Raw genomic sequence first — 25,483 nt, 5'->3', positions numbered from 1 at the left:
CCTCCGCCCCGTCCCTCGCCAGCGCCATCACGCTTGCCGCCACCGCCTCCGGCCGTGACGCGCAGCGGGCCCTGGCTGGGGATGGCCACGCCCGGGGGGATCGGCGCCAGGTCCAGCGCCTGGCGGATGAACGCGCGCAGCGAGGCAACCAGCGCCGCGGTCTCGACCCGCCGTCCGGCGACCATGTCCTGGGCGGCCTGCGCGGCCAGCCGCACCTGCTCCTCGGTCCCCAGCAGGATCACGTCCGACAGTGCTGCCTCGACCGCGTCGCGGATCCGGCGCCGGCGCTCGGCGCCGGGCGTGTCCGCAGCCTCGCTGCCCGCACGGGCCGGGTCGCGGCGCAGGTCGCGCAGGTGGCTCGGGTCCACGCCCAGCTCACCGGTGAAGGAACCGCCGAGGGTCTTGTAAGCGGCGATCAGCGTCTTCAAACGCTCGTTGACCTGGCGGTTCTCGCGCTCGCGCCGGCGCTGCAGGGTCTGCATGAACACCAGGCGGATGCCGACCGCCACCAGCGACACCAGCACCAGTCCGAACAGGGTGGTGAGCAGGCCGGACCAGGAACTGAAATCGAGGAAACCGCGCATCCGCCACCTCCGTGCAGCCGCGCCCACGATAGCGCGGCCGCGCGTCGCGGCGCGTGACCGGCCGCGCCGTGCCATCGGTCATGTGGTGCCAGCCGGCCGGCGGCGCTAGCGTGGGGATCCCGAACCGCCGGAGCCGCCGCCGATGGAACCGTCGATGTCCCCGCCCGCGCCACCGCTCGCGCGCATCCGCAGCGCCGGCCACTGGCTGCGCCGCGAAGTGCTGCCGATGCTGGCCCTGTTGTTGCTGCTCGGTGCCGCGCGCGCCTCGTTCGCCAACCACTACCACGTGCCCAGCGGCTCGATGCAGCCGACCCTGCAGCCCGGCGACCGCGTCGCGGTGGACATGAGCGCCTACGGGGTACGCGTGCCGTTCACCCGCCACGTGCTGGTCGAACGCGGCCAGCCCCGGCGTGGCGACGTGGTCGTGTTCGATTCGCCGGTCGACGGCACCCGCCTGATCAAGCGCGTGGTCGCGGTGGCCGGCGACCGGGTCGAACTGCGCGATGGCCGGCTGGTGGTCAACAGCGTGCCGATGGCCGACCCGGGCGCGCCGTCGGCCGAGCGCTTCGGCCTGCGCGTGGCGCAGCTGGACCTGGCCGATGGCGGCGGCCCGGACATCGCCGGCATCGAGGTGCCGGAGGGGCGCGTGCTGGTGCTCGGCGACCATCGTGGCCGCAGCGCCGACGGACGCTGGTTCGGCTTCGTCGAGGCCGACGCGATCTACGCGCGGGCCGTGGCCGTGTACTGGCGCCGCGGCGAGGGCCTGGAGTGGCAGCGACTGTAGGCGGGCCGCCCTGGCGGGAACGTTCGCACGGTCATGGGCGCCTGTTTCTCCGGACCCTGCCTCGCGCCGGCCTGGTCGCAGTGGTACCCGTGTCGACGACGGCCCATTGCCGTCATGGCTGGCGTTATTGCTGGCATCGACGATGCTTTCCACCGGGCGAGGAAGTCACATGCCAGACCGGCGCGAGACGGACAAAGCGCCCGCGAAACCCGCATCCGGCCGCCGGGCGCACGAATACGAGCACCAGTACGGCCTGCGCCTCAAGGGCGGCGAGCTGCCGGAGCCCCCGAAGAGGAAGCCGCCGGCGGATCCGGGGAAGAAGGCGTGACGTGCACCGGTCGCCGGTGCGGGCGCCGTCGCCGGGTTGCTGCTTCCGTTCCAGGAGCCGGCCCTATCGCTCCGAGTGCCCCGCCTCGTCGTACTCGCGCGGCGACATCAGGTCCGGCTTGATCAGCGCGATGAACGCACGCGCCTGCGGCGACAGCACGCGGCCCTTGCGCACCACCACGCCGTAGCTGCGCGACGGGAAGAATGCGGCCAGCGAGCGCGACGCCAGGCGATCGCCATCGTTCTCGCCCAGGCAGATCGAGGGCACGATCGACACGCCCATGCCCATCGCCACGTACTGCTTGATCACGTCCCAGCCGCTGACCTCCAGCGCCACGGTGTACGGCACCCGGTTCTGCTGCAGCACCAGGTCGACCAGGCGCCAGGTGATCTGCCGCTTGGGCGGCAGGATCAGCGGGTGCGCCGCCAGGTCGGCCAGCTCCAGCCGCGCCTTGCGCAGCAGCGGGTGCCCGGGCGGGGCGATCAGCCGCTGCTCGAAGCGGTACGCGCCCTCGTAGCTCAGGTCCGCCGGTACGTCGAGCAGGGTGCCGACCACCAGGTCCACCGCGTCCTCGCGCAGCAGGTCGGTGCCCTCGCTGGCGACCACGTTGTGCAGGGTCAGGCGGACCTCGGGATGGTGCGCCCGGAACGCCTCCACGATCCGCGGCAGCAGGTAGAGGATGGTCGAGCTGTTGGCGGCGATCTTCAGCTCGCCGGCATCCAGGCCCTGGACCCGTTCGCGGAACGCGGCCTCCAGGCCGTCGAGCTGCTCGACCAGCGGCAGGGCCATCTCGTACAGGATCTCGCCCTCCCGGGTCGGGGCCAGGCGGCGGCCGTTGCGCTCGAGCAGGGGCATGCCCAGGTCCCGTTCCAGCGCCTGCAGTTGCAGGGTGATGGCCGGCTGGCTGACGAACAGGGCATCGGCGGCACGCGACACCGAGCCCAGGCGCACCGTCTGGCAGAACGCGCGCAGCGGCTTGAGCCGGTCGGATTTGTAGGAAAAACGGGGGTTTGCGCTGCCAGCCACGGGATGGTTGTGACTACATATTAGTTGAGCTTATGAAGTACATTGACAAAACTGTTTTGTCAAATAGTTTGCCGCAGCGCAGCGTGGACTCCCGACCCGAGCAGCCCTGGAGCCTGCCATGTCCGCCACCGCCACTGCCGCCACGATTCCGCCGACCCGTCCCGCGTCCAGCCGCCCCGCCAGCGTCGCCGCCGCTCCCCGCGCCGCCGCCGGCCTGGCGCTGACCGAGCGCGTCGCCGGCCAGGAGCAGCTGCTGCCGGCGCCGCTGCTGGGCCTGCTGGTGTCGTTGCACCGGGCGATCGAGCCGGAGCGGCGCGCCCGCCTGGCCGCGCGCCGCGAGCGCCAGGCCGCGTTCGATGCCGGCGCCCTGCCGGACTTCCGCGCCGACACCGTCGCCATCCGTGAAGCCAACTGGAAGGTCGCCCCGATTCCGCGCGCGCTGCAGGACCGGCGCGTGGAGATCACCGGGCCGACCGACCCGAAGATGGTGATCAATGCGCTCAATTCCGGCGCGCAGTGCTACATGGCCGACTTCGAGGATTCGACCGCGCCGACCTGGCGCAACCTGCTGGCCGGCCAGCGCGCGCTGGCCGCCGCGGTCGACGGCACGCTCACCTTCGAGGCCGACAACGGCAAGCAGTACCGGCTGCGCCCGTACGAGGAACGCGCGGTGCTGATCGTGCGCCCGCGCGGCTGGCACCTGGACGAGAAGCACGTGCGGATCGACGGCGAGGCGATCGCCGGCGGCCTGTTCGACATGGCCGTGTTCGCCTGGCACAACGCGCGCACCCTGATGGCCAACGACCGCGGCCCCTTCTTCTACCTGCCCAAGCTGCAGTCGATGGAGGAGGCCGCGCTGTGGGAGGCGGCGCTGTCGCACGTGGAAGCGATGCTCGGCCTGCCGCATGGGCAGATGAAGGTGACGGTGCTGATCGAGACCCTGCCGGCGGTGTTCGAGATGGACGAGATCCTGCATGCGCTGAAGGACCGCATCGTCGGCCTCAACTGCGGGCGCTGGGACTACATCTTCTCGTACCTGAAGACCTTCCGCGCCCACGCCGACAAGGTGCTTCCCGAGCGCGGCCAGGTGACCATGACCCAGCCGTTCCTGAGGGCCTATTCGGAGCTGCTGATCCGCACCTGCCACCGCCGCGGCGCGCACGCGATGGGCGGCATGGCCGCGCAGATCCCGATCGCGGGCGACGAAGCGGCCAACGAGCAGGCGATGGCGCGGGTGCGCGCCGACAAGTTGCGCGAGGTCACCGCCGGCCACGACGGCACCTGGGTCGCGCACCCGGCGCTGATCCCGGTGGCGCGCGCGATCTTCGACGCGCACATGCCCACGCCCCACCAGCACCACGTGCTGCGCGAGGACGTGCACGCCACCCGCGACGACCTGATCCGCCCCAGCGAAGGCACCATCACCCGCGAGGGCTTCGAGAACAACATCGAAGTCTGCGTGCGCTACATGGCCGCCTGGCTCGACGGCAACGGCTGCGTGCCGATCCACTGGCTGATGGAGGACGCGGCCACCGCCGAGATCGCCCGCGCCCAGCTGTGGCAGTGGCTGCACCACTCCGATCCGCGCGGCCGCCACGCCGACGGCAGCCCGGTGCACCTGGCCGACGGCACGGTGATCGACTTCGCCCTGTTCGAGCGGGCCCTGGCCGCATTGCCGGGCCGGCTGGGCGATACCGCCGCGCTGCCGGGCGGCTCGCGCATTCCCGAAGCCATCGCCCTGCTCGACGAACTGACCCGTGCCTGCCAGCTGGTCGAGTTCCTGACCCTGCCGGCGTACGCCCGGATCGACTGACCGTAGAGCGGGGCCCGCCCCGCTGAAGCACCCGCCACCCCCCAAGCCGGGCAAGCCCGGCTCTACGAGGCACCAAGCGCGGCTCGCCCCGCCCCCGTTGCCACCTCGCCGGACAGTCCGGCACCACGCCAAGCCGCCGCAAGCCGTCCCACGGAGAACACCATGACCACGCTGAAGACCGCCGAACAGATCCAGCACGAATGGAACACCGACCCGCGCTGGGCCGGCATCACCCGCAACTACACCGCCGCCGACGTGGTCCGGTTGCGCGGCACGATCCCGGTCGAGCATTCGATCGCGAAGATCGGCGCGGAGAAGCTGTGGCGCTACCTGCACGAGAAGGATTTCGTCAACGCGCTCGGTGCGCTGACCGGCAACCAGGCCATGCAGCAGGTCAAGGCGGGTTTGAACGCGATCTACCTGTCCGGCTGGCAGGTCGCCGCCGACGCCAACCTGGCCGGGCAGATGTATCCGGACCAGTCGCTGTACCCGGCCGACTCGGTGCCGGCGGTGGTGCGCCGGATCAACAACGCGCTGCTGCGGGCCGACCAGCTGCACCATGCCGAGGGCGACGACAGCATCGACTTCCTGCAGCCGATCGTGGCCGACGCCGAAGCCGGCTTCGGCGGCGTGCTCAACGCGTTCGAGCTGATGAAGGCGATGATCGAGGCCGGCGCGGCGGGCGTGCACTTCGAGGACCAGCTGGCCTCGGTGAAGAAGTGCGGGCACATGGGCGGCAAGGTGCTGGTGCCGACCCGCGAGGCGGTGGAGAAGCTCAACGCCGCGCGCCTGGCCGCCGACGTGATGGGCGTGCCGACGCTGCTGGTCGCGCGCACCGACGCGGAGGCCGCCGACCTGCTGACCTCCGACGTCGACGACAACGACAAGCCGTTCTGCACCGGCGAGCGCACGGTCGAGGGCTTCTACAAGGTGCGCAACGGCCTGGAGCAGTCGATCAGCCGTGGCCTGGCCTACGCGCCTTACGCCGACCTGGTCTGGTGCGAGACCGGCAAGCCGGACCTGGAGTTCGCGCGCAGGTTCGCCGAGGCGATCCACGCGAAGTACCCGGGCAAGCTGCTGGCCTACAACTGCTCGCCCTCGTTCAACTGGAAGAAGAACCTGGACGACGCCACCATCGCGAAATTCCAGAAGGAGATCGCCAGCTACGGCTACAAGTTCCAGTTCATCACCCTGGCCGGCTTCCATGCGCTGAACTACTCGATGTTCAACCTGGCCCACGGCTACGCCCGCCGGCAGATGAGCGCATTCGTGGAGCTGCAGGAGGCCGAGTTCGCCGCCGCCGAGAAGGGCTTCACCGCGGTCAAGCACCAGCGCGAGGTCGGCACCGGCTACTTCGACCAGGTGACCCAGGCGATCCAGCAGGGCCAGTCCTCGACCACCGCGCTGAAGGGCTCGACCGAGGAAGAGCAGTTCCACGACCGCGCGGCGGCCTGAGGCCAGGGCTATGCCGCAACCGGCCTCCAGGCCGTGACAGGTCGTGCGGGTGCGCCCCGGGAGGGGGCGCACCCCTTTTTTTCCCGCGCGGCGGCGCTCGATCTGTAGGAGCCGATTCATCGGCGACCCGACGCCCCTTGCCCAGGGCGCCGCCCCGTTCGCTCCGGCGCTCGTGTCGCCCATGAAGATGGGCTCCTACATGCGGGGGCGGGGCTATACCGTTTCCGGCATGGAGGCCAAGGCCACCCTGTTGCCGGAGGACGCGGCCCCCTTGGTCCGGTTCCGGCGTTAGCCCGGTCAGGGGCCGGCATCCGCCGGCGGCAGGCATGCCGGGAGCTGGACCATGGCGGGAAGCGGGCTGCACGCTGGGGTCGACCCCGCCGGGTGGGCGGCTACCCCCCGGTCCGCGCAGGAAGGGGCCCGCGCCGCACGGCCGCCGCCGGCCTGGCCACGAGTGCGGCCGGTCCAGCGGCTACGTTCCGGGGCTCCCGGGCGGCGGTTCCGGCCCGACGGCCGGTGGCCGGGCCGCGCGCCGCGCGCTATGCCGTACGCGGGCCGATGGTATGCTCCGTGCTCATCCGGAGGGGGCCGGGTACGGGAGCCGTGGGATGTCGAGCGACGGCGTGACGCGCAGCGTCCGGGACAGGAACGACCAGGAAGCCAGCGGTGGTGGAAACGCCGCCCTGTCGTCGTGCGAGTTCAACCTGTTCGCGGCCGTCGGTCGCGAACGGCCGATGCGCGCCGGCGAGCGCCTGTTCCGCCGCGGCGACACCGGCGAGGTCATGTACGTGATCTCCCATGGCCGGGTCGAGCTGGACTTCGGCAACGACCTGGCCACCAAGCAGCTGGGGCCGCAGGAATTCTTCGGCGAGCTGGGCCTGCTGATCGGCGAGCACACCCGTAGCGCCGACGCGGTCGCCGCCAGCGACGGCGCCCTGGTCGAGCTGGGGGAGGATGAGTTCCAGCAGCTTGTGGCACGCGATCCGCACCTGGTAGCGCAGTTCCTGCGCCGCTCCATTACTCGGGTGGTGCTCAACGAGCAGAGCCTGATCCGCCAGCTGCGCCGCCGCAACCAGGACCTGGAGACGGCGCTGGACAACCTCTACGCCACCACCCACCAGCTCAACCAGACCGAGGAGCTGATCCGCACCGACGAGCTCACCGGCCTGTACAACCGCCGCGGCCTGACCCTGCACCTGCAGGAATGCCGCCGGCTGGGGATGAAGGAGGCCATGGGCCTGGTGCTGGTGGACTGCGACCGCTTCAAGCAGGTCAACGACGACCATGGCCACCTGATCGGCGACCGCGTGCTGCAGAACATCGCCGGCATCCTGCGCTCGGTCGCCGGCCCGGACGACGTGCCCTGCCGTCTGGGCGGCGACGAATTCTGCCTGCTGGTCTCGGCGCAGAAGCGCGAAGACGTGATGCGCTACGCCGAGTTCGTGGTGGCCACCACCCGCAACCTGCTGCTGCTGCAGCAGGCGGTGCCGACCATCTGCCCGGTGAGCGTGGGCGCCTGCCTGGTCGAACCGGAGCAGGACTGGAACGACTGGTACGCGCGCGCCGATGCGGCCCTGTACGAGTCCAAGCGCCTGGGCGGCAACCGCGCGTTCTGGATCGACGGCCTGCCGCCGCTCCCGGGCGGATGAGGCTGCGACGATGGACGGCATGCCGCACGACAGCCAGGCGCCGCAACTGCGGACCCTGCTGCTGACCGACCTCTGCGACTCGACCGTCCTGGTCGAGAAGCTCGGCGACGGCCCGGCCGCGGCCCTGTTCCGCGACCATGACCGGCTGGTGCTGGAGCTGCAGCAGCGCTGGCGCGGCCGCCTGATCGACCGCTCCGATGGCCTGTTGCTGCTGTTCGAGCGCCCGCTGGACGGGCTCGGTTTCGCCCTGGACTACCGCCGCGGCCTGGAAGCGCTGGGCAACGCCCACCGCACCGACCCGCTGCTGGCGCGCGCCGGCCTGCACGTGGGCGAGGTGCTGATCTGGCGCAACAGCGAGGAGGCGGTGAACGCCGGGGCCAAGCCGGTCGAGATCGAAGGCCTGGCCAAGCCGTTCACCGCGCGGCTGATGCAGCTGGCCCGGCCCGGCCAGATCCTGCTGTCGTCGGTGGTCGAGCCGCTGGTGCGGCGCTCGGTGCGCGAGCTGGGCGAGCGTGGCAACGAGCTGCAATGGCGCAGCCACGGCCGCTGGCTGTTCAAGGGCGTGCCCGAGGTGCAGGAAGTGCACGAGGTCGGCGAGTCCGGCCTGGCGCCGCTGCGCGCGCCGCGCGGCGACGCCAAGGCGCGGCGCGAGATGCCGGTGTGGCGGCGCCCGGTGGCGATCGCCGCCGAGGTGGTGGTGGTCGTCGGCCTGGTCGTCGGCGGCTGGTTCATGACCCGCCCGGAGCCGGCGATCGCCTTCTCCGAGCGCGACTGGGTGGTGGTGGGCGACCTGCGCAATCTCACCGGCCAGACGGTACTGGACGATTCTCTGGAGCAGGCGTTCCGGATCAGCATCGGCCAGTCGCGTTACGTGAATGTCCTGAGCGAGCTCAAGGTTCAGCAGACGCTGCAGCAGATGCGCCTGGACCCGGACAAGGCGGTGCTGGACCGCAACCTCGCTTCCCAGGTGGCACTGCGCGACGGAGCCCGCGCCGTCATCATTCCGACGGTCAGCGAGGTCGACGACAGGCTGCAGTTCTCCATCGAACTGGTCGATCCCGCCACTCAGGCGACCGTATATGCGGATCACGCCACCGGGCGCGGGTTGAACTCGGTACTCGGCTCGATCGACGAGGTGTCCGGAAAACTGCGAGGCAACCTGGGCGAGGCGATCGCAAGCATCAGTGCGAGCGCGACGCCGCTGCCGCAGGCGACGACCTCCGACCTCAACGCCCTGCGTGCCTACGCGCTGGCCGAGTCGGCGATGGCGAGGATGAAGTTCGACGAGGCCGGTCCGCTTTACGCCAGCGCCATCAGGATCGACCCCACGTTCGCTCGCGCGCACCTCGGCATGGCCAGCATCGCCTGGGCGAGGAGTGAACAGCAGGCGGCCGTGCTCCACGTGCAGGATGCGAAGAAGGTGCGCGACCAGCTCATGCCGCGCGACCAGCTGTTCGTGGATGTGTGGGAGGCGGAGGTCTCGCCGCGCGGCGATTCGCTGGCGCAATGGCTCGCCCTGGCGAAGATGTATCCGGACGACTTCGCGGCGCAGTCCAATGCCTCCTGGTACCTGCTCGTGGACAGCCGCTTCGAAGAAGCGCTTCGACACGCCTGGGCGGCCACCGTGCCGCAGGCTCCGCGCAGGGCGACGACGCTGGCCCACGTCGCCCGTGCCCACAACGCCCTGGGGCAGCCCGAGGAAGCACTCAAGGCGCTTGATGACGCGGGCCCCGGGGCAGCGCTGTCCTCGATGGGCACCCGGGCGGAGTCCTTGATGTTGCTGGGGCGACGCGACGAAGCCAGGAAGCTGCTGGCCCAGGTGGGGCCCGAGTCAGGCAAGGTGATGTGGCTGCTGGCGCAACGGCTGCTTGCCACCATGGCGCTCGAAGACGGGGATGTGGGCCAGGCGGTCCAGCTGTCCTCCATGGTGCGCGACGAGGCGCGGAACCTGCCCGACCCCTTCCCCAGGCATTTCCAGGTGGCCCATCTGGCCGTGCTTTCGGCAGCCGGGCGGAGCATTCCGAGATCGGAACTGGAAACGACCGAGCGGCTGCTGGCAGCCGCGCTGGCCGACCCCGGGCGCGTCTCGCGCCACGAGGACCTGTTCCGGATGGCGGCCCTCAGCTATATCGCCCAGCGGAGCGGCGAGACCGCCCTGGCGCGCCGATGGATGGACTGGCTGGAGCCGCAGGTCGCCGGGTCGGGTAATCCGATGGCCGAGAAGATGCTGGCGATCGCGCGCGCGAACCAGCTCCGGCTGGACGGGAAAGTCGAGGAAGGCATCGCCCGGCTGACTCCCCAGCTGGATGGCAGCGAACTAGTGCAGGCCCGCCTGGTCATGCGCGACCTGTACCGGGACGGGGTACGAGCGGACGAGGCCGCTGCGCAGGATGCATGGCTCCATGCCCGGCGGGGCAGGGCATGGGCGGAGCCGGCACTGGCCCAGTTGCTGCTTCCGCTCAATGCGATGGCAGCGGTGCCGCGCCCGGCAGCGCCGACATGGCAGCAGGGGCACGCTAGATAGCCGGCACCCCGGGAATCGCACCCGCGCCCGGGACGGGCGCGGGTGGGGAGTCAGGACTTCGACAGCTTGGTCCTGATCCGCCCGGCTTCGAAATTGAAGATCACGGTCATGGCCATGGCGGCCTGGTCGGTCAGGTGGTCGGCGAGCAGCTTGCGGGCCTGCGCGATTTCTTCCTTCGAGGCCAGTGTTTCGGTCCGCGCACATGCCATCGCGTCGTCGGACGGCACCTTGTGGCCGACCTGCTCCAGTGCCGCCCGCGGGTCCTTGGCGAAAAGCTCCCGGTATTCGTCATCACTGGACAGCCGGTCGAGAAGCTTGTCGACGACGGCCGGATCCATCGGTTGCCTGGTCTGCTCGGTACTCATTCAATGCCCCCTCGCGCTGCGCCGCACGGCTTGTGCGGCCCGACATCGTCATACTGGCCGGGCTTGCTTTCAAGGGGGAGACAGGATGCGGGTCCGCCGCTGCGCCGTTACATACATCGAACCGCGGGAACACGCGGAGTTCGACCTGGGTTCGCTCCTGGCTGGCGGTGGCGGCGCGGTCCGACGCCAGGAGTGGATCGCGCATGCGCCACATCTTCCCGGAGAGGTGGTGCTGGACATCGCCGAGGTCGAGTGCCTTGGACGCCTGTCGCCCCGTGAGTGGGTCGAGCCCGGGATCCTCGGAGCGGCGTCGACCGCACTGCCGAAGCTGCTGGAGTGCGGCCTGGTGCTTGCCGAAGACGGGGCGGGCGGCGGCGAGGCGAAGCTGCGCGACAGCCATTGGTGGCCACCGGCGGCCATGTTGCACCGGGCCAGCCGCTGGCGCGGTTGCGATGCGGCGGCTGCCACCGAGGCTGCGGGCCTGGCCACCGCGGAGGGCTTGCGCTCGAATCTTGGCAGCCCACCTCCCGCTGTCGTCGCGCGCGCCTCCCCGGACGATCGGGTGCCACTGCCGCGCGCCGCAGGAGCCGGATTCGATGAACTCCTGAAGCGCCGCGCCACGTGCCGCAACTTCGCATCGCGTCCCCTGTCCGCCGAAGTCCTCGGGGCAATGATGCAGCGGGTATTCTCCGCGCAGGAGATCTGGCAGGTAGAGGACGACACGGTATTCCTGAAGAAGGGCAGTCCGTCGGGCGGTGGGCTGCACCCCACCGAGGCCTACCTGATCGTGCAGAACGTCGAGGGGCTGGCGCCGGGGCTGTATCACTACCATGCGATCGAGCACGCACTCGAGCCGATGCCGGCGCCGGAGGACTCGCTGGAGGAGCTGGCCTTGCGCACGGTGGCCGGCCAGTACTGGTTCGCCAACGCCCCGGTCATGGTGGCCATGGCAACGCGCTTCGGGCGCTGCTTCTGGAAGTACCGGCGTCACCCGAAGGCCTACCGGGCGGTCACCATGGACGTGGGCCACCTGTCGCAGACGCTGTATCTGGCGGCTACCGATCTCGGACTGGGCGCGTTCGTCACCTGCGCGATAAACGAAGCCGACATCGAGGAAGCCCTGGGCCTGGATCCGCTCGAGGAGGGCGTGATGGCGTTGGGCGGCTTCGGCTGGCGCGGCGATCTGATGAACAACGCCGAGTTCGATCCCGCCGGCCACGTGTGGCGGACTTGACCGGCCTGTGGAGGTGGTCGGGCGCCGGAATCCGGCGCCCGCTCTCGTAGCAGCGACTTACTTGCGCACGTCCTGCGTATGCGCCTGCAGCGCCGCGCTCAGCCCTTCCACGCCGTCGGCGCCGGTGGGCACGGTGACGCTGGAGCCCTTGAGGTCCTCGCCGATCGGCTGGGCGCGGCCGCCCAGGCACTTGGCCAGGAAGTTCTCGGTGATCGCGTTGAAGGCCTTGTTGTTCTCCGGGCGGGCGAAGCCGTGGCCCTCGTCGGGAAACAGCACGTAGGTGACCGGGATGTTCTTGGCCTTCATCGCCTCGACGATCTGGTCGCTCTCGGCCTGCTTCACGCGTGGGTCGTTGGCGCCCTGGCCGATCAGCAGCGGCTTGCTGATCTTGTCGGCGTGGGTCAGTGGCGAGCGCTCGGTCAGCCACTTCCTGCCTTCCTCGGTGCGCGGGTCGCCCATGCGCCTGGCCAGCTGCTCGTAGAAGCTGGCCCAGTAGGGTGGCACGGTCGCCAGCAGCGTGTTGAGGTTGGACGGGCCGACGATGTCCACGCCGCAGGCGAAGGTGTCGGGGGTGAAGGTCAGGCCGGCCAGAGTGGCGTAGCCGCCGTAGCTGCCGCCCATGATCGCGACCTTGTCTGCGGTGGTGATGCCCTGGCCGACGGCCCACTGCACCGCGTCGATCAGGTCGTCGTGCATCTTCCGACCCCACTCGCCGTCGCCGGCGTTGGTGAACTCCTTGCCGAAGCCGGTGGAGCCACGGTAGTTGACCGACAGCACCGCGTAGCCGCGGTTGGCCAGCCACTGGTCGTAGCTGCTGTAGCCATAGTCGTCGCGCGCCCACGGCCCGCCGTGGACCAGCAGCACCATCGGCACCGGCGCGTCGGCCTTGCCGTCGCCGTCGGCGTCGGCCTGCACCGGCAGGGTGAGGTAGCTGGGCAGGGTCAGGCCGTCGCGCGACTTGATCTCCAGCGGCCACATCGGCGCCAGCGGCTTGCCGTCCAGCGCCGGGCGCGCGGAGAACAGCTTGGTCAGCTTGCCCTCGGCGCCGGGGGTGCGGTCGTAGCGGTAGTAGACCACCGGCGATTCGGCGGCCGAGTAGGTGACGATCCAGGTCCTGTCGTCGAGCGTGCGCGCGTTGACGCCCGCCTCGCCCGGGCCGATGCCCTCCAGCGCCTTCAGGTCGGCGGCGAGCGCGTCGCCCAGCGGCTTCCATTCCTCGCGCAGGTAATCGACCGACACGGCCTGCAGCTCGCCGGTGCGCGGATCGGACAGGCCGCCGCCGATGTCGGCGCGCGCGTCCTCGGCCAGCAGCCTGCGCTCGCCGGTGCCGCTGTCGATCGCGTACACCGCCGAGGTGTTGCGGTTGCGCGAGTCGGCCAGGTACAGGGTCTTGCCGTCGTGGGTCAGGCCCAGGACATTCGTGGTGAGCACGTCCTCGAACGGCACGTCGTCAGCCTTCTCCCAGGCGCTGCCGGCGCGCTTGAGGATGTCCATGCCGCCGTCCGGGCGCGAGCGCTGGGCGAAGCGCAGGTTGTACGCGCCGTCGGCGATGTAGCCGGCGATCTCCTGGGTGTTCTTCTCCACCAGGGTGCGCTCGCCGCTGGCCAGGTCGACGCGGTACAGGTCGTGCCACTTGGCGTCGCGGTCGTTCATGCCGACCAGGATGCTGTCGGGCTGGGTCGGGCTGACGCCGACGACCTGCGCGGTGGTCTTCTCGAACGGGGTCAGGTCGCGGCTCTGGTTGCTGGCCAGGTCCACTGCGTACAGGTGGAAATCCTCGTCGCCGCCGTTGTCGCGCAGGTACAGCAGCGTGTCGGGGCGGTAGGACCAGAAGTAGTTGCGGATGCCGCGCGCCTTGTCGTCGGTCACCGCGCGTCCGGCCGACGGATCGCTGGACGGTGCGACCCAGACGTTCATCACGCCGTCGACGGGCGCGATCCAGCTCAGGTACTTGCCGTCGGGGCTGATCTGCACGCCGGCGCGCTCGGGATTGCCGAACAGCGCATCGCGCGCGATCAGTTCCACTTCCTTGGGTGCCTCGGGCGCGGCGGTTGCCGGCGTGGCGGTGGTCGCGTCGTCCTGCTTGCCGCCGCAGGCGGCCAGGGCAAGGACGAGGCTGGAGGCGACGAACAGTTTGCTGTGGCGCATGGCGGGTTCCCCGGGGATGCCGGCGGCATCGGAAGACGCACGCTAGCCGATGTGCCCCACCGCCGTCGTTCCCGTCCCGTTAAACCACCCCCATGACCGATGGCACGCCCCGTAGGGCCGGGCTTGCCCGGCTGCACCGACGATGGCCTTGCCGGAAGGCAGCGGGGCAAGCCCCGCTCTACGGTGGAGCGAGCCTGCCCGGCGGCGCCCGTCTTGGCCGATGGAGGGTAGTGGCCCGAGCTTGCGCGATGGGTGTCGTAGAGCCGGGCTTGCCCGGCTGGGATGACGATGGCCTAGCCGGAAGGCAGCGGGGCAAGCCCCGCTCTACGAGTGTCGTGCCGCCTTGCCCGGCTGCGCTCGTGTTGGCGGTGGGAGGCCGCGCGGCGGGTGCGCCCGCGGGCTGTGGTCATGTCGCCGGCGTGGACAGGGGGGCGCGATACCCCAATGCCTCCGCCAGGTGGGTTGTGGCGATCGCCGACGCGGCCTCGAGGTCGGCGATGGTGCGGGCCACGCGCAGCACCCGGTGCAGGCTGCGGGCGGTGAGCTGCAGGCGTTCGCAGGCCTGCTCGAGCAGGCGCTGGCCGTCGTCGCCGAGCCGGCAGTCGCGGGTGATGCCGGCATTGTCCAGGCGCGCGTTGAGCCGGCCTGCGCGTTCCAGCTGCCGCGCCTGCGCGGCGATCACGCGCCCACGGATGGCGGCGCTGGACTCGCCCGGCGGTGCGTCCCCGCGCAGCGCCTGCGGCGGCAGGCGCGCCATCGCCAGGTGCAGGTCGATGCGGTCCAGCAGCGGGCCGGAGATCCGGCCCCAGTACTGGCGGATCCGGTCCGGGCTGCAGCGGCAGCGCGAGGACGGGTCGCCGGCCCAGCCGCAGGGGCACGGGTTCATCGCCGCGACCAGCTGGAAGCGGGCCGGGAACTCGGCGCTGCGTCCGGCGCGGGCGACCGTGATCCGCCCCGATTCCAGCGGCTCGCGCAGCACCTCCAGCACGGCGCGGTGCCATTCGGGCAGCTCGTCGAGGAACAGCACGCCGTTGTGCGCCAGCGAGATCTCGCCGGGCCGCGGCGGGCTGCCGCCACCAGCCAGCGCCGCCGCGCTGGCGCCGTGGTGCGGCGCGCGCCACGGCCGCTGCCGCCACAGCCGCGGGTCGAAGCCGCGGCCGCTGATCGAGGCCACCGCGGCCGTTTCCAGCGCCTCGGCCTCGCTCGCCTCCGGCAGCAGGCCGGGCAGGCGCGACGCCAGCAGGGTCTTGCCGCAGCCGGGCGGGCCGCTCATCAGCAGGTGATGGCCGCCGGCGGCGGCGATCTCCAGCGCGCGCCGGGCCTGGGCCTGGCCGCGGACGTCGGCCATGTCCGGCGCCGACGCAGGAGCGGCGGCTGGCTCCTTGCCTCCCTGCGCGCGCGGCAACGCGGTGGTGCCGCCGAGCCCGGCGCAGGTTTCCAGCAGGGTGCGGGCGACGTAGGCCTCGGCATCGCGCGCCAGCGCCGCCTCGGCGCCGCTGCCGGCCGGCACCACCAGGCGGCGGCCGTCGCGGGTGGCGGCCAGCACGGCCGGCAGCACGCCATCGACCGCGCGCAGCTCGCCGGTCAGGCCCAACTCGCCGAGGAACTCGCAGCCGGCCAGCGCGTCGCGGTCGATCTGGCCGCTGGCGGCGAGGATGCCCAGCGCGATCGGCAGGTCGAAGCGGCCGCCATCCTTGGGCAGGTCGGCCGGCGCCAGGTTGATGGTGATGCGCCGCTGCGGGTACTCGAACTGCGCGCAGAGGATCGCCGCGCGCACCCGGTCGCGCGATTCGCGCACCGCGGCGGCCGGCAGGCCGACGATCTGGGTCGAGGGCAGGCCGCCGGACAGGTGCACCTCGACCTGCACCGGCGGAGCGGCGATGCCTGCGCGGGCCCGGCTGTGCACCAGCGCCAGGCCCATGGCGGGGTCACTCCGGGCGCGCGGGCGACTGGCCGGCCGCGTGCAGGCGCGCTTCGAGGTCCTCGACCTGGCGCTCGAGCTTCTCCAGCTTCTCCCGCGTGCGCAGCAGCACCGCGCGCTGCACGTCGAACTCCTCGCGGGTGACCAGGTCGAGCTTGCCGAGGCCGGCCTGCAGCGCGCCGCGGAAGCTGGCCTGCAGCTCCTCGCCGGATTCGCGCAGGCCCGGCGGCACCAGCTCGCTGAGGCGGCGGGCGAGGTCGTCGATGTGGTGCAGGTCGATCATGGCGGTCTCCGGCGTTGAAGGTAGCGTGCGCCGGCGCGGCGACGGCGGGAATCGGGCTGTGGCGCCGCGTCCGGTGGGAAAAATCCGGCGCCAGTTGCAGCATTGGACCGGAGCGCGCCGCCGCGTGGCAAGCGCGCGCCGGGTTATCCTCTGGCTCCGCCTGCGTCCTGGAGCCGCCCGATGAAGATGATCATGGCCGTGATCAAGCCGTTCAAGCTCGACGACGTGCGCGAGGCGTTGTCGGCCCACGGCATCGCCGGCATCACCGTCACCGAGGTGAAGGGCTTCGGCCGGCAGAAGGGCCATACCGAGCTGTACCGCGGCGCCGAGTACGTTGTCGACTTCCTGCCCAAGGTGAAGGTCGAGGTCGCGGTGACCGACGACCAGGTCGAGGCCGTGGTCGAGGCGATCGTGCGCGCCGCCGCCACCGGCAAGATCGGCGACGGCAAGGTGTTCGTCTACGACCTCGGCCAGGTGGTGCGGATCCGCACCGGCGAACTGGACGCCGACGCGCTGTAGCCGGCGGCGCTCAGCGGCCGCGCAGGCCACGGTAGAAGCGCTTCCAGGCGTCGCGCAGCGCCGTCGACCAGCGCGGTGCGGCCAGCGTCGCGGCCACGCGCGCCCCGGGCGCGCGCCCGGTCACGCGCCGCTCGATGCGGTAGGTGTTGGCCAGGTCACTGCGGCGCAGCTCGCGCAGGACCGGCAGATTGCGCAACCAGCGTGGCGTGCGCAGCGCCGAGGCGAAGTCGATCAGTACTACCCGTTCGCCATCGACGATCACGTTGGCCGGGTGCAGGTCGTTGTGGGTGATGCCGCTGGCATGCAGCTGCGCCACCGCGCCGCGCAGGCGCCGGAAGGTCTCGTCGTTTGCCGCCGCCTCGCCGCCCAGCGGCCCCCCCGGGGACGAACTCCATGGCCAAGGCGAGGCCGCCGACCACGCCGACCAGCATCGGCGCATGCGCCCATCCGCGCAGGCGCCGCAGGTGGCGCGCCTCGCGGCGGACCAGAACGCGCGCCAGCGGCGCCAGCGGAGTGCGCCGGTAGCGGCCGTAGTCCTTGACGACCGCGGGCGCATCGTCGACCCGGGTGAGGTAGACGTCGGGTTCGAGCAGGCGCTCGCCACGCTTGAGCAGGCGACGGGGAAGCGCTGGCACGGCGGCGCCACGCGCCGACGGGCACGGTATCAGGCAGTTCATCAGGAATGCGCGTCCGGCCATGGCCGGCGCGATCGCAACGTGGGGGCGGGTATTCTGCGCGCCGCAGGCATGGCGATAAACGCCACGCCGGTCGAAGCTGTGTTTCATCCGGGGCGCCAGTGCGGCCGCGAGGCGGCTGGCCCGCATCGGCTCCCGTGGCGGTCGCGCCGGTCGTCCTGCGACCGGCGCATGGCCTGTCCGCTCAGCCTTGCGCTTCGCCCAGCGCCTCGGCCACGAACGGCGGTGCGACCAGCACGCCCTGGTGCAGGTGCGCGTTGTAGTACTTCGTCTTGAAGCCCTTGGCCGCCGCATCGCCGTCGCGGAAGCCGAAGCCCTGGCCCTTGCGCGCCAGGGTCACGCTCCACCAGCCGGTCGGGTAGCACGGCTGCGGGAACGGCAGGGTCTTGAACGTGCTGAAGCCGGCCTTGCCCATCTCCGAGCGCATCGCCTTGATCAGCTCGAGCTGGGCCAGCGGCGATTCGGACTGCTGCACCAGGATCCCGTCGTCCTTCAGCGCGCGGAAGCAGCTGGCGTAGAAGTCCTTGTTGAACAGGCCCTCGGCCGGGCCGACCGGGTCGGTCGAGTCCACGATCACCACGTCCACGCTGCCGGCCGGGCAGTTGGCCATGTAGGCCACGCCATCATCGAACAGCAGTTCGGCGCGCGGATCGCCGTTGGCATCGCACAGTTCCGGGAAATACTTCTCGGCCATGCGCGTGACCTGCTCGTCGATGTCGCACTGGGTCGCGCTCTCCACGCCCGGGTGCTTGAGCACCTCGCGCAGCGTGCCGCAGTCGCCGCCGCCGATGATCACCACGCGCTTCGGGGCCGCGTGGGTGAACAGCACCGGATGGCTGATCATCTCGTGGTACAGGAAGTTGTCGCGGCTGGTGAGCATCACCGCGCCGTCGATCAGCATCAGGTTGCCCCAGTCGGTCGTCCTGTAGATCTCGATCTTCTGGAACGGCGACTGCACCTCGTCCAGCTTCGCTTCGACGCGGTAGCCGATAGCCGAGCCGGTCGGCTCGAAATGCTCGATGTACCAGTTGTCCTGGGGGCTCATGGGCGGTCCTCGTGGATGGCGCGGGCGCCGGTGGGCGCGGTCGGTCGGGCCGGCGCGGCCGGCAGCGGCGGAAAACCCGCCCGGACGTCCCGGACGGCGAAGGGCGCGCATTGTAACGGACCCTCCCGGACGCCGGGGTTAGAATGCGCGTCCTTCATTGCAGCCCGAGCCGCACGCCGATGAGCGACTGGTCCGCCGACCACGCCCGCAAGACCTGGTCCATCCCGCACTGGTCCGGCGGTTACTTCGACGTGGCCGGTGGCGCCATGCAGGTGCTGCCGCGCGGCGAAGGCGGCCCGGCCTTGGCGCTGCCCGCGCTGGTAGAGGCCGCGCGCGGCCAGGGCATGCAGCTGCCGCTGCTGCTGCGCTTCCCGGACATCCTCGGCGACCGCCTCGGCCGGCTGCAGGCCGCCTTCGCCCGGGCCATGGCCGAGGCGGACTACAGCGGCGGCTACACGGCCGTGTACCCGATCAAGGTCAACCAGCACCGCGGCGTGGCCGGCACCCTGGCCAGCCACCAGGGCGAGGGTTTCGGCCTGGAGGCCGGCAGCAAGCCGGAGCTGATGGCGGTGCTGGCGCTGTCGCGGCCGGGCGGGCTGATCGTCTGCAACGGCTACAAGGACCGCGAGTACATCCGCCTGGCCCTGATCGGCCGCAAGCTGGGCCTGGAGACCTTCATCGTCATCGAGAAGCCCTCCGAGCTGGCGCTGGTGATGGAGGAGGCGCGCAACCTGGACGTACGCCCCGGGCTGGGCGTGCGCATGCGCCTGGCCAGCCTGGGCGCGGGCAAGTGGCAGAACAGCGGCGGCGACAAGGCCAAGTTCGGCCTGTCCCCGCGCCAGCTGCTGGACCTGTGGAAGTCGCTGCGCGACTCGGGCATGAGCGACTGCCTGCAGCTGCTGCACTTCCACATGGGCTCGCAGATCTCCAACGTGCGCGACATCGCCAACGGCATGCGCGAGGCGACCCGCTACTTCAGCGAGCTCTCGCGCCTGGGCGCGAAGGTGCGCTACATGGACGTGGGCGGCGGCCTGGGCATCGACTACGAAGGCACCCGCTCGCGCAGCGAGTGCTCGATCAACTACGGCCTGAACCAGTACGCGGCCAACATCGTCCAGCCGCTGGCCGAGGCCTGCGCCGAGCAGGGCCTGGTGCCTCCGCGCATCGTCACCGAATGCGGCCGCGCGATGACCGCGCACCACGCGGTGCTGGTGGCCAACACCACCGAGGTGGAGACCGCGCCGGAGGGCCGCGTGCCCGACGCGCACGACGACGAGCCGGCGGTGATCCGCCACCTGCGCGAGCTGCACGCCGACCTGCAGCAGCGGCCGCCGCTGGAGCTGTTCCACGAGGCCCAGCATTTCCATGCCGAAGGCCTGTCCGCCTACGCGCTGGGCCAGATCGACCTGCCGCAGCGCGCGCGCGTGGACGACCTGTTCTACGCCGTCGCCCACGGCGTGCGCGCGCAGCTGGACGGCGGCGAGCGCAGCCACCGCCCGGTGCTGGACGAACTCAACGACCGCCTGGTCGATAAGTACTTCGTCAACTTCAGCGTGTTCGAGTCGATCCCCGACGCCTGGGCGATCGACCAGGTGTTCCCTATCGTGCCGATCGACCGGCTCGACGAAGCGCCCACGCGCCGCGGCGTGATCGCCGACATGACCTGCGACTCGGACGGCACGGTCAAGACCTACGTCGAGAACGGCGGCCTGGACACCTCGCTGCCGCTGCACCCGGTGCGGCACGGCGAGGGCTACCGGCTCGCGTTCTTCCTGGTCGGCGCCTACCAGGAAATCCTCGGCGACATCCACAACCTGTTCGGCGACACCGACGCGGTGGAAGTGCGCCTCACGGCCGACGGCGGCTACGAACTGACCCAGCAGCGTCGCGGCGACACCACCGACGTCATGCTCGACTACGTCGGCTACCGCCTGGACGACCTGCGCCAGGCGTACGCGCAGCGGGTGCACGACGCGGGCCTGCCGGAAGCCGAGTCGCTGGCGCTGGCCGCGGCGCTGGAAGCCGGGCTGACCGGCTACACCTACTTGTCGGACGAGCCGCTGGCCTGACGGGCGCCTCGTCCGGCGGGGGCGCGCACCGCCGGCAGTAGGGCATGGCCGCGCCGCCGGTGCGGCGCGCATTGCGCCGGACGCAGCGGCGACCGCCGTCATGCAGGGCACCGGCACGGCGGTCGCGCATGCAACCGCCGGCCGTGTATGGTGAATCCCGGGCCCGGCGGGAGTGCACGGAGTGCTGGAACTGTTGAAGGCGGTCAGCATCGGCCTGGCGACCCTGTTGCCGCTGGCCAATCCGCTTACCACCGTCGCGCTGCTGATGGGCCTGTCGCGCGGCATGAGCGAGGAGGAGCGCGACCGCCAGGCGCTCAAGGCCTCGATCTACGTGTTCGTGATCATGGCCACCGCGTACTACGCCGGCCAGCTGGTGATGAACGTGTTCGGCATTTCGATCACGGGCCTGCGCATCGCCGGCGGCCTGATCGTGGCGTTCATCGGCTTCCGCATGCTGTTCCCGCAGCAGAAGCTGGACGAGACGCCCGAAGTCGAGCGCCGCAGCGAGGAGCTGCGCCAGCACCGCACCGATGACATCGCCTTCATCCCGCTGGCGATGCCCAGCACCGCCGGCCCGGGCACCATCGCCCTGATCATCAGCACCGCCGCGGCGGTGCAGGACGAGCGGCCGTATGCCGAGTGGGTCATGCACGCCACGCCGCCGCTGGTGTTCTTCCTGGCCAGCCTGATCCTGCTGCTGTGCCTGCGCAGCGCCGGCACCATCATGCGCAAGCTCGGCAACAGCGGCGTGGAGGCGTTCTCGCGGCTGATGGGCTTCCTGCTGGTCTGCATCGGCGTGCAGTTCGTGGTCAACGGGATCTACGAGATCGCCGAGGAAGTGGCGGCGCTGCTGCGCCTGTAGGAGCCGATCCTTATCGGCGACCCGACGGCACGGGCGACGCCCCGGTCAGCCCGACGCCCGGTCGCCGATAAGGATCGGCTCCTACGACGAGCGTGTTCGCCTGGCGGCGTCAGCCGCGGTGGACCTGGAACCCGGCGAAGGACTGGGTCACCGGCATGATCTCCAGCCGGTTGATGTTGAGGTGGGCCGGCAGGGTGGCGACATGGAAGATCTGCTCGGCGATGTCCTCGGCGGTCATCGGCTGCGCGCCCTTGTACAGCGTGTCCGAAGCGGCCTGGTTGCCGTGCGTGCGCACCAGGGTGAACTCGGTTTCGGCCATGCCCGGCTCGATCGTGGTCACGCGCACGCCGGTGCCGTGCAGGTCGGTGCGCAGGTTCAGCGAGAACTGGCTGACGAAGGCCTTGGTGCCGCCGTAGACGTTGCCGCCCGGGTACGGATACACACCGGCCACCGAACTGATATTGATGACCACGCCCTTGCGCGCGACCAGCGCCGGCAGCAGCCGGTGGGTCAGCGTCACCAGCGCGGTGATGTTGGTGTCGATCATCACCCGCCAGTCCTCGAGGCTGGCCTGCTGCGCCGGCGCCGTCCCCAGCGCCAGGCCGGCGTTGTTGACCAGCACGTCGATGTCGCGGAAGCCTTCGGGCAGGGCACCGAGCGCCGCCTCCATCGCCGCCGCATCGCGAACGTCGAATCGCGCCGGGTGCACGTTCGCCGCGCCCAGTTCGTCCACCAGCGCCTGCAGGCGGTCGCCGCGTCGGCCGGTGGCGACGACCTTCCAGCCGGCACCGGTGAAACGGCGCGCTGCGGCCAGGCCGAAGCCGGAGGTGGCGCCAGTGATGAAGGCGGTGTGGGTCATGGGGTGTCCTCGGCTTCTCGTAGAGCGGGCCTTGGCCCGCTGTAATCCCCGACGACAGCGTTGGCAGCTGCCCCCAGGCGTGGGCAGCGGGGCGAGCCCCGCTCTACTGGGCTTTTATGGCCATCGCCGGCAGGCCGCTGTCGGCGAGCTTGCGCTTGGCTTCGGCCAGTTCGCTGGCACTGCCGTAGGGCCCCATGCGCACGCGGTAGACGGTCTTGCCGCCCGCCTGGCCCGATTCGACCCGGGCGCCGAGGCCAAGCATGGCGATCTTGGCCTTCACTTCCTCCGCGTCGCCGGAGGCGCCGAAGGCGCCGGCCTGGAGGATGTAGCGGGCGCCATCGCCGGTCGGCGCCGCGGGTGCGGGTGACGGCTGTGCGCTGGCCACCGTCACCGGTGCTTCGGCGACGGCTGCGGGCGCGGCGGTCGGCGCCGGGGGCGGCGCGCGGCCTTCCAGTGCCTCGCGGGCGCGCCGCGCCTCGTCCTGGGCGCGCCGTGCCTCCTCCTCGCGCGCGCTGGCGGCCAGCTCGGCGTCGGACATGCGCACTTCGTTGCCGGGCAGCACGGTGTAGAAGTCGTACTGCGGCGCCGCATCGGCCGGCGCGGTCGCCGCGCCGCCGGCGGGGGTGTCGGCGATGGCCTCGCTGTCGGCGATCGGCGCCGGCTGCGCGTCGGGATTGGCGCGCGGGCCGAAGCGGGCGAAGCCGTCGCCGTCCTTCTTCAGCAGGTCGGGCACGGCCAGGAAGACCACCGCGCCGATCGCCACGCCCGCCACCACCCAGACCCACGCCGGGCGGCCGCTGCTGCGACCATTGCCACTCGTCCGCCGGGCCTGGTTCTTGCCACGTCTTGCCGCCATTACTGCATGTCTCCGTTTCTATCCGGCGCGCGGGTCGGGCGCCTCACATCCGCTCCGGCGCGCTGACGCCGAGCAGGTCCAGGCCGTTGGCCAGGGCCTGGCGCACGGCCAGGGCCAGGGCCAGGCGCGCGTCGCGCAGGTCCGCGTCCTCCACCAGCACCGGCGTGTTCGCGTACCAGGTGTGGAAAGCATAGGCCAGTTCGCGCAGGTACTGGGCGACCAGGTGCGGTTCCAGCGACTGGCCCGCCGCTTCCACCGTCTCCGGCCAGCGCGAGAGCTCGACCATCAGCGAAAGCGAACCCTCGTCGTCGAGCCTTTCCAGCCTGGCCAGCGCATTGGCCTGGTCGTACGCGTAGCCCTTCTCGGTGCACTGGCGCAGCAGCGCGGCGACGCGGGCGTGCGCGTACTGCACGTAGAACACCGGGTTGTCGTTGCTCTGCTGGCGCGCCAGGTCGATGTCGAACACCAGCTGCGAATCGGGCTTGCGCGCGATCAGGAACCAGCGCGTGGCGTCGCGCCCGGCTTCCTCGATCAGATCGCGCAGGGTCAGGTAGGAACCGGCGCGCTTGGACAGCTTCACCTCCTCGCCGCCGCGCATCACCGTGACCATCTGGTGCAGCACGTATTCCGGCCAGCCCCTGGGGATGCCGACGTCCAGCGCCTGCAGGCCGGCGCGCACGCGGGCCAGCGAGCCGTGGTGGTCGGCGCCCAGTTCGGTGATCGCGCGCTCGTAGCCGCGCTGCCACTTGCTCAGGTGGTAGGCCACGTCCGGCACGAAGTAGGTGTAGGTGCCGTCGGACTTGCGCATGACGCGGTCCTTGTCGTCGCCGAAGTCGGTGGTGCGCAGCCACAGCGCGCCGCCCTCCTCGTAGGTGTGGCCCTTGGCGACCAGTTCGCGCACGGTCTCCTCGACCTTGCCGCCGGTGTACAGCGAGCTCTCGAGGAAATAGATGTCGAAGTCCACGCCGAACGCGGCCAGGTCCTGGTTCTGCTCGTTGCGCAGCCAGGCCACGGCGAAGCGGCGGATCGCGTCGAGGTCCTCGGCGTCGCCGCTGCCGGCGACTTCATGGCCTTCGATGCGCACGATGTCGCCGCGCAGGTAGCCGTCGGCCACGTCCTGGATGTAGTCGCCGTTGTAGGCGTCGGCCGGCCAGTCGGCGTCGCCGGGCTTGAGCCCGCGCAGGCGCGCCTGGGTGGAGCGCGCCAGGTTCTCGATCTGCACGCCGGCGTCGTTGTAGTAGAACTCGCGCTTGACCGTCCAGCCGTTGGCGTCGAGCACGCGCGCGATGCAATCGCCGATGGCGGCGGCGCGGGCGTGGCCCACGTGCAGCGGGCCGGTGGGGTTGGCCGAGACGTATTCCACGCCGGCGGTATGGCCCTGGCCGGAGGTGTTGCGGCCGTACTCCACGCCGTGGCGCAGCGCGGCGGCGACTTCGCGCTGCCACGCGCCCGGGGCGAGGTGGAAGTTGATGAAGCCCGGGCCGGCGATCTCGACGCGGGCGACGTCGTCGCTGGCCGGCAGCGCCGCGACCAGTGCCTGCGCGATCGCGCGCGGGTTGCTGCGCGCGGCCTTGGCCAGCAGCATCGCCGCGTTGGTGGCGAAGTCGCCGTGTTCGCGGGTCTTGGGCCGCTCGATGACGAAATCGGGAGTCGCGGCGTCGGCGGGCAGGGTGCCGGAGGCACGCAGCGCGTCGATGCCCTGGTTCACCAGGGCGTTGAGGAGGGTTTTCACGCGGGAGGCGGATTCGTGCGGTCTGGCCGGGCATTTTACCCGCTTGGCCGGATCCGGGCCGGCTTGGGACGGGCCGTGGGCGCGGCCGGCGGCTGCGCATCCAGGGCGGCGGCCATCGCCGCCAGCCGGGCTACGGTGTTCATGTTGCGGCCGGTGCCGGCCTCCCCGGCCGGGATCCGCAGCTTCGAATCGGCCATGCCGGTGCCGTAGTCCACGTAGATCTCCCGTTCGCCCAGCGCGACCCGCTCCTCGCGTTGCCGGCTCACCGTGGCCAGGGCATCCGCGGCCGGGGCGTCGTCGAGGAAGATGACTACGGTGCGGTTGGGTGCCTGTTCCGGGAACGGATTGGCGGCCAGGATCCGCGCCAGTTCCGCGGCGGTGCGGACCAGCACCCGGACCGGCTTGCCCGCGTACTCGTGCAGGCGCCGTTCCAGCGCGGCCTTCACCTGCGCGGCGTCGCGCCCGGTGTGGAACACGACGTTGCCGCTGGCGATATAGGTCCGCACGCCGGCGTAGCCCTCGGCTTCGCACATCGCCTGCAGCTCGGACATCGGTAGCTTGCCGGTGCCGCCGACGTTGACTGCGCGCAGCAGGGCGGCATAGGCGGGCATCGGCATGTCCGGCGGGATCGGGGCGTCCAATCTACCCCGCGGCGGGCGCGCGAGGTCATGGCGACCGGGCGTCGGAATCAGGGCGGCGTCGCCCCGTGCAGACGACGTCGGGTCGCCGATG

Annotated in this window: 20 protein-coding genes and 1 pseudogene; 9 read left to right on the top strand and 12 right to left on the bottom strand. The window is 71.2% G+C overall.

What is annotated here, in order from left to right:
* Positions 1-584 (bottom strand): hypothetical protein (locus tag CSC66_RS15885; RefSeq protein WP_162378393.1); only part of this gene is annotated, 584 nt, incomplete at its 3' end.
* A gap of 154 nt (positions 585-738) precedes the next feature.
* Between CSC66_RS15885 and lepB the strand changes: the two genes are divergently transcribed.
* Positions 739-1,368 carry a signal peptidase I gene (gene lepB, locus CSC66_RS15880; RefSeq protein ID WP_162378392.1) on the top strand — a complete coding sequence of 210 codons (630 nt, stop codon included), beginning with the start codon at positions 739-741 and terminating at the stop codon, positions 1,366-1,368.
* Between the two features lie 391 nt (positions 1,369-1,759).
* On the opposite strand, the gene CSC66_RS15875 is transcribed toward lepB, so the two are convergent.
* The gene (locus CSC66_RS15875) at positions 1,760-2,722 is read right to left on the bottom strand and encodes a LysR family transcriptional regulator (RefSeq protein WP_162378391.1); all 963 of its coding nucleotides are present in this window, start codon (positions 2,720-2,722) and stop codon (positions 1,760-1,762) included.
* 118 nt (positions 2,723-2,840) lie between these two features.
* On the opposite strand from CSC66_RS15875, the gene aceB reads away from it, so the two are divergent.
* The 4 genes from aceB to CSC66_RS15855 all read left to right on the top strand — a co-directional run bounded on the left by aceB (position 2,841) and on the right by CSC66_RS15855 (position 10,163).
* The gene (gene aceB, locus CSC66_RS15870) at positions 2,841-4,535 is read left to right on the top strand and encodes a malate synthase A (protein WP_162378390.1); all 1,695 of its coding nucleotides are present in this window, start codon (positions 2,841-2,843) and stop codon (positions 4,533-4,535) included.
* Positions 4,536-4,697: 162 nt separating this feature from the next.
* Complete coding sequence (aceA, locus tag CSC66_RS15865) at positions 4,698-5,990, top strand: isocitrate lyase (protein WP_162378389.1); 1,293 nt, start codon at positions 4,698-4,700, stop codon at positions 5,988-5,990.
* Positions 5,991-6,598: 608 nt separating this feature from the next.
* Complete coding sequence (locus tag CSC66_RS15860; protein ID WP_162378388.1) at positions 6,599-7,639, top strand: GGDEF domain-containing protein; 1,041 nt, start codon at positions 6,599-6,601, stop codon at positions 7,637-7,639.
* A gap of 19 nt (positions 7,640-7,658) precedes the next feature.
* On the top strand, positions 7,659-10,163 hold the full coding sequence (locus tag CSC66_RS15855; RefSeq protein ID WP_162378387.1) for a putative peptide modification system cyclase: 2,505 nt from the start codon (positions 7,659-7,661) through the stop codon (positions 10,161-10,163).
* Positions 10,164-10,213: 50 nt separating this feature from the next.
* Here the strand turns inward: CSC66_RS15855 and CSC66_RS15850 are convergent, their stop codons facing one another.
* Positions 10,214-10,528 carry an NHLP-related RiPP peptide gene (locus tag CSC66_RS15850; RefSeq protein WP_162378386.1) on the bottom strand — a complete coding sequence of 105 codons (315 nt, stop codon included), beginning with the start codon at positions 10,526-10,528 and terminating at the stop codon, positions 10,214-10,216.
* An 85-nt stretch (positions 10,529-10,613) separates the two neighbouring features.
* On the opposite strand from CSC66_RS15850, the gene CSC66_RS15845 reads away from it, so the two are divergent.
* Positions 10,614-11,762, top strand: a complete 1,149-nt coding sequence (locus tag CSC66_RS15845) for a putative peptide maturation dehydrogenase (protein WP_162378385.1) — start codon at positions 10,614-10,616, stop codon at positions 11,760-11,762.
* Between the two features lie 57 nt (positions 11,763-11,819).
* On the opposite strand, the gene CSC66_RS15840 is transcribed toward CSC66_RS15845, so the two are convergent.
* From CSC66_RS15840 to ubiK, 3 genes are all read right to left on the bottom strand, one after another.
* A complete protein-coding gene (locus CSC66_RS15840; protein ID WP_162378384.1) occupies positions 11,820-13,910 on the bottom strand; it encodes a S9 family peptidase in 2,091 nt (696 codons plus the stop codon).
* Between the two features lie 406 nt (positions 13,911-14,316).
* A complete protein-coding gene (locus CSC66_RS15835) occupies positions 14,317-15,831 on the bottom strand; it encodes a YifB family Mg chelatase-like AAA ATPase (RefSeq protein WP_162378383.1) in 1,515 nt (504 codons plus the stop codon).
* Positions 15,832-15,838: 7 nt separating this feature from the next.
* Positions 15,839-16,114, bottom strand: coding sequence for a ubiquinone biosynthesis accessory factor UbiK (gene ubiK, locus CSC66_RS15830; RefSeq protein ID WP_162378382.1), 276 nt, complete (start codon positions 16,112-16,114; stop codon positions 15,839-15,841).
* Positions 16,115-16,294: 180 nt separating this feature from the next.
* On the opposite strand from ubiK, the gene CSC66_RS15825 reads away from it, so the two are divergent.
* Positions 16,295-16,633: a P-II family nitrogen regulator gene (locus tag CSC66_RS15825; RefSeq protein ID WP_162378381.1), complete on the top strand. Its 339-nt coding sequence runs from the start codon at positions 16,295-16,297 to the stop codon at positions 16,631-16,633.
* Positions 16,634-16,643: 10 nt separating this feature from the next.
* Here the strand turns inward: CSC66_RS15825 and CSC66_RS15820 are convergent.
* Positions 16,644-17,310 (bottom strand): annotated as a pseudogene (locus tag CSC66_RS15820) (phosphotransferase).
* 202 nt (positions 17,311-17,512) lie between these two features.
* Positions 17,513-18,373 (bottom strand): polyamine aminopropyltransferase, encoded by an 861-nt coding sequence (speE, locus tag CSC66_RS15815; RefSeq protein WP_162378380.1) that lies wholly within the window; start codon positions 18,371-18,373, stop codon positions 17,513-17,515.
* 179 nt (positions 18,374-18,552) lie between these two features.
* Between speE and speA the strand changes: the two genes are divergently transcribed.
* Together speA and CSC66_RS15805 are read left to right on the top strand one after the other, a co-directional pair.
* Positions 18,553-20,442, top strand: a complete 1,890-nt coding sequence (speA, locus tag CSC66_RS15810; protein ID WP_162378379.1) for an arginine decarboxylase — start codon at positions 18,553-18,555, stop codon at positions 20,440-20,442.
* Between the two features lie 181 nt (positions 20,443-20,623).
* Positions 20,624-21,304, top strand: a complete 681-nt coding sequence (locus CSC66_RS15805; RefSeq protein WP_162378378.1) for a MarC family NAAT transporter — start codon at positions 20,624-20,626, stop codon at positions 21,302-21,304.
* 109 nt (positions 21,305-21,413) lie between these two features.
* Here the strand turns inward: CSC66_RS15805 and CSC66_RS15800 are convergent, their stop codons facing one another.
* From CSC66_RS15800 to CSC66_RS15785, 4 genes are all read right to left on the bottom strand, one after another.
* Positions 21,414-22,163, bottom strand: coding sequence for an SDR family NAD(P)-dependent oxidoreductase (locus CSC66_RS15800; protein WP_162378377.1), 750 nt, complete (start codon positions 22,161-22,163; stop codon positions 21,414-21,416).
* A 103-nt stretch (positions 22,164-22,266) separates the two neighbouring features.
* Positions 22,267-23,019, bottom strand: a complete 753-nt coding sequence (locus tag CSC66_RS15795) for an SPOR domain-containing protein (protein WP_162378376.1) — start codon at positions 23,017-23,019, stop codon at positions 22,267-22,269.
* Between the two features lie 43 nt (positions 23,020-23,062).
* Positions 23,063-24,751, bottom strand: coding sequence for an arginine--tRNA ligase (gene argS, locus CSC66_RS15790; protein WP_162378375.1), 1,689 nt, complete (start codon positions 24,749-24,751; stop codon positions 23,063-23,065).
* Between the two features lie 35 nt (positions 24,752-24,786).
* Positions 24,787-25,362 (bottom strand): DUF1697 domain-containing protein, encoded by a 576-nt coding sequence (locus CSC66_RS15785; protein ID WP_162378374.1) that lies wholly within the window; start codon positions 25,360-25,362, stop codon positions 24,787-24,789.
* Between the last annotated feature and the right edge of the window lie 121 nt (positions 25,363-25,483).

It is taken from the genome of Pseudoxanthomonas kaohsiungensis (genome assembly GCF_010211765.1).
GTDB classification, from domain to species: Bacteria; Pseudomonadota; Gammaproteobacteria; order Xanthomonadales; family Xanthomonadaceae; genus Pseudoxanthomonas; species Pseudoxanthomonas kaohsiungensis.
Note: the sequence above shows the minus strand (reverse complement) of the source record. Positions and strands in the feature narration are given on the sequence as shown.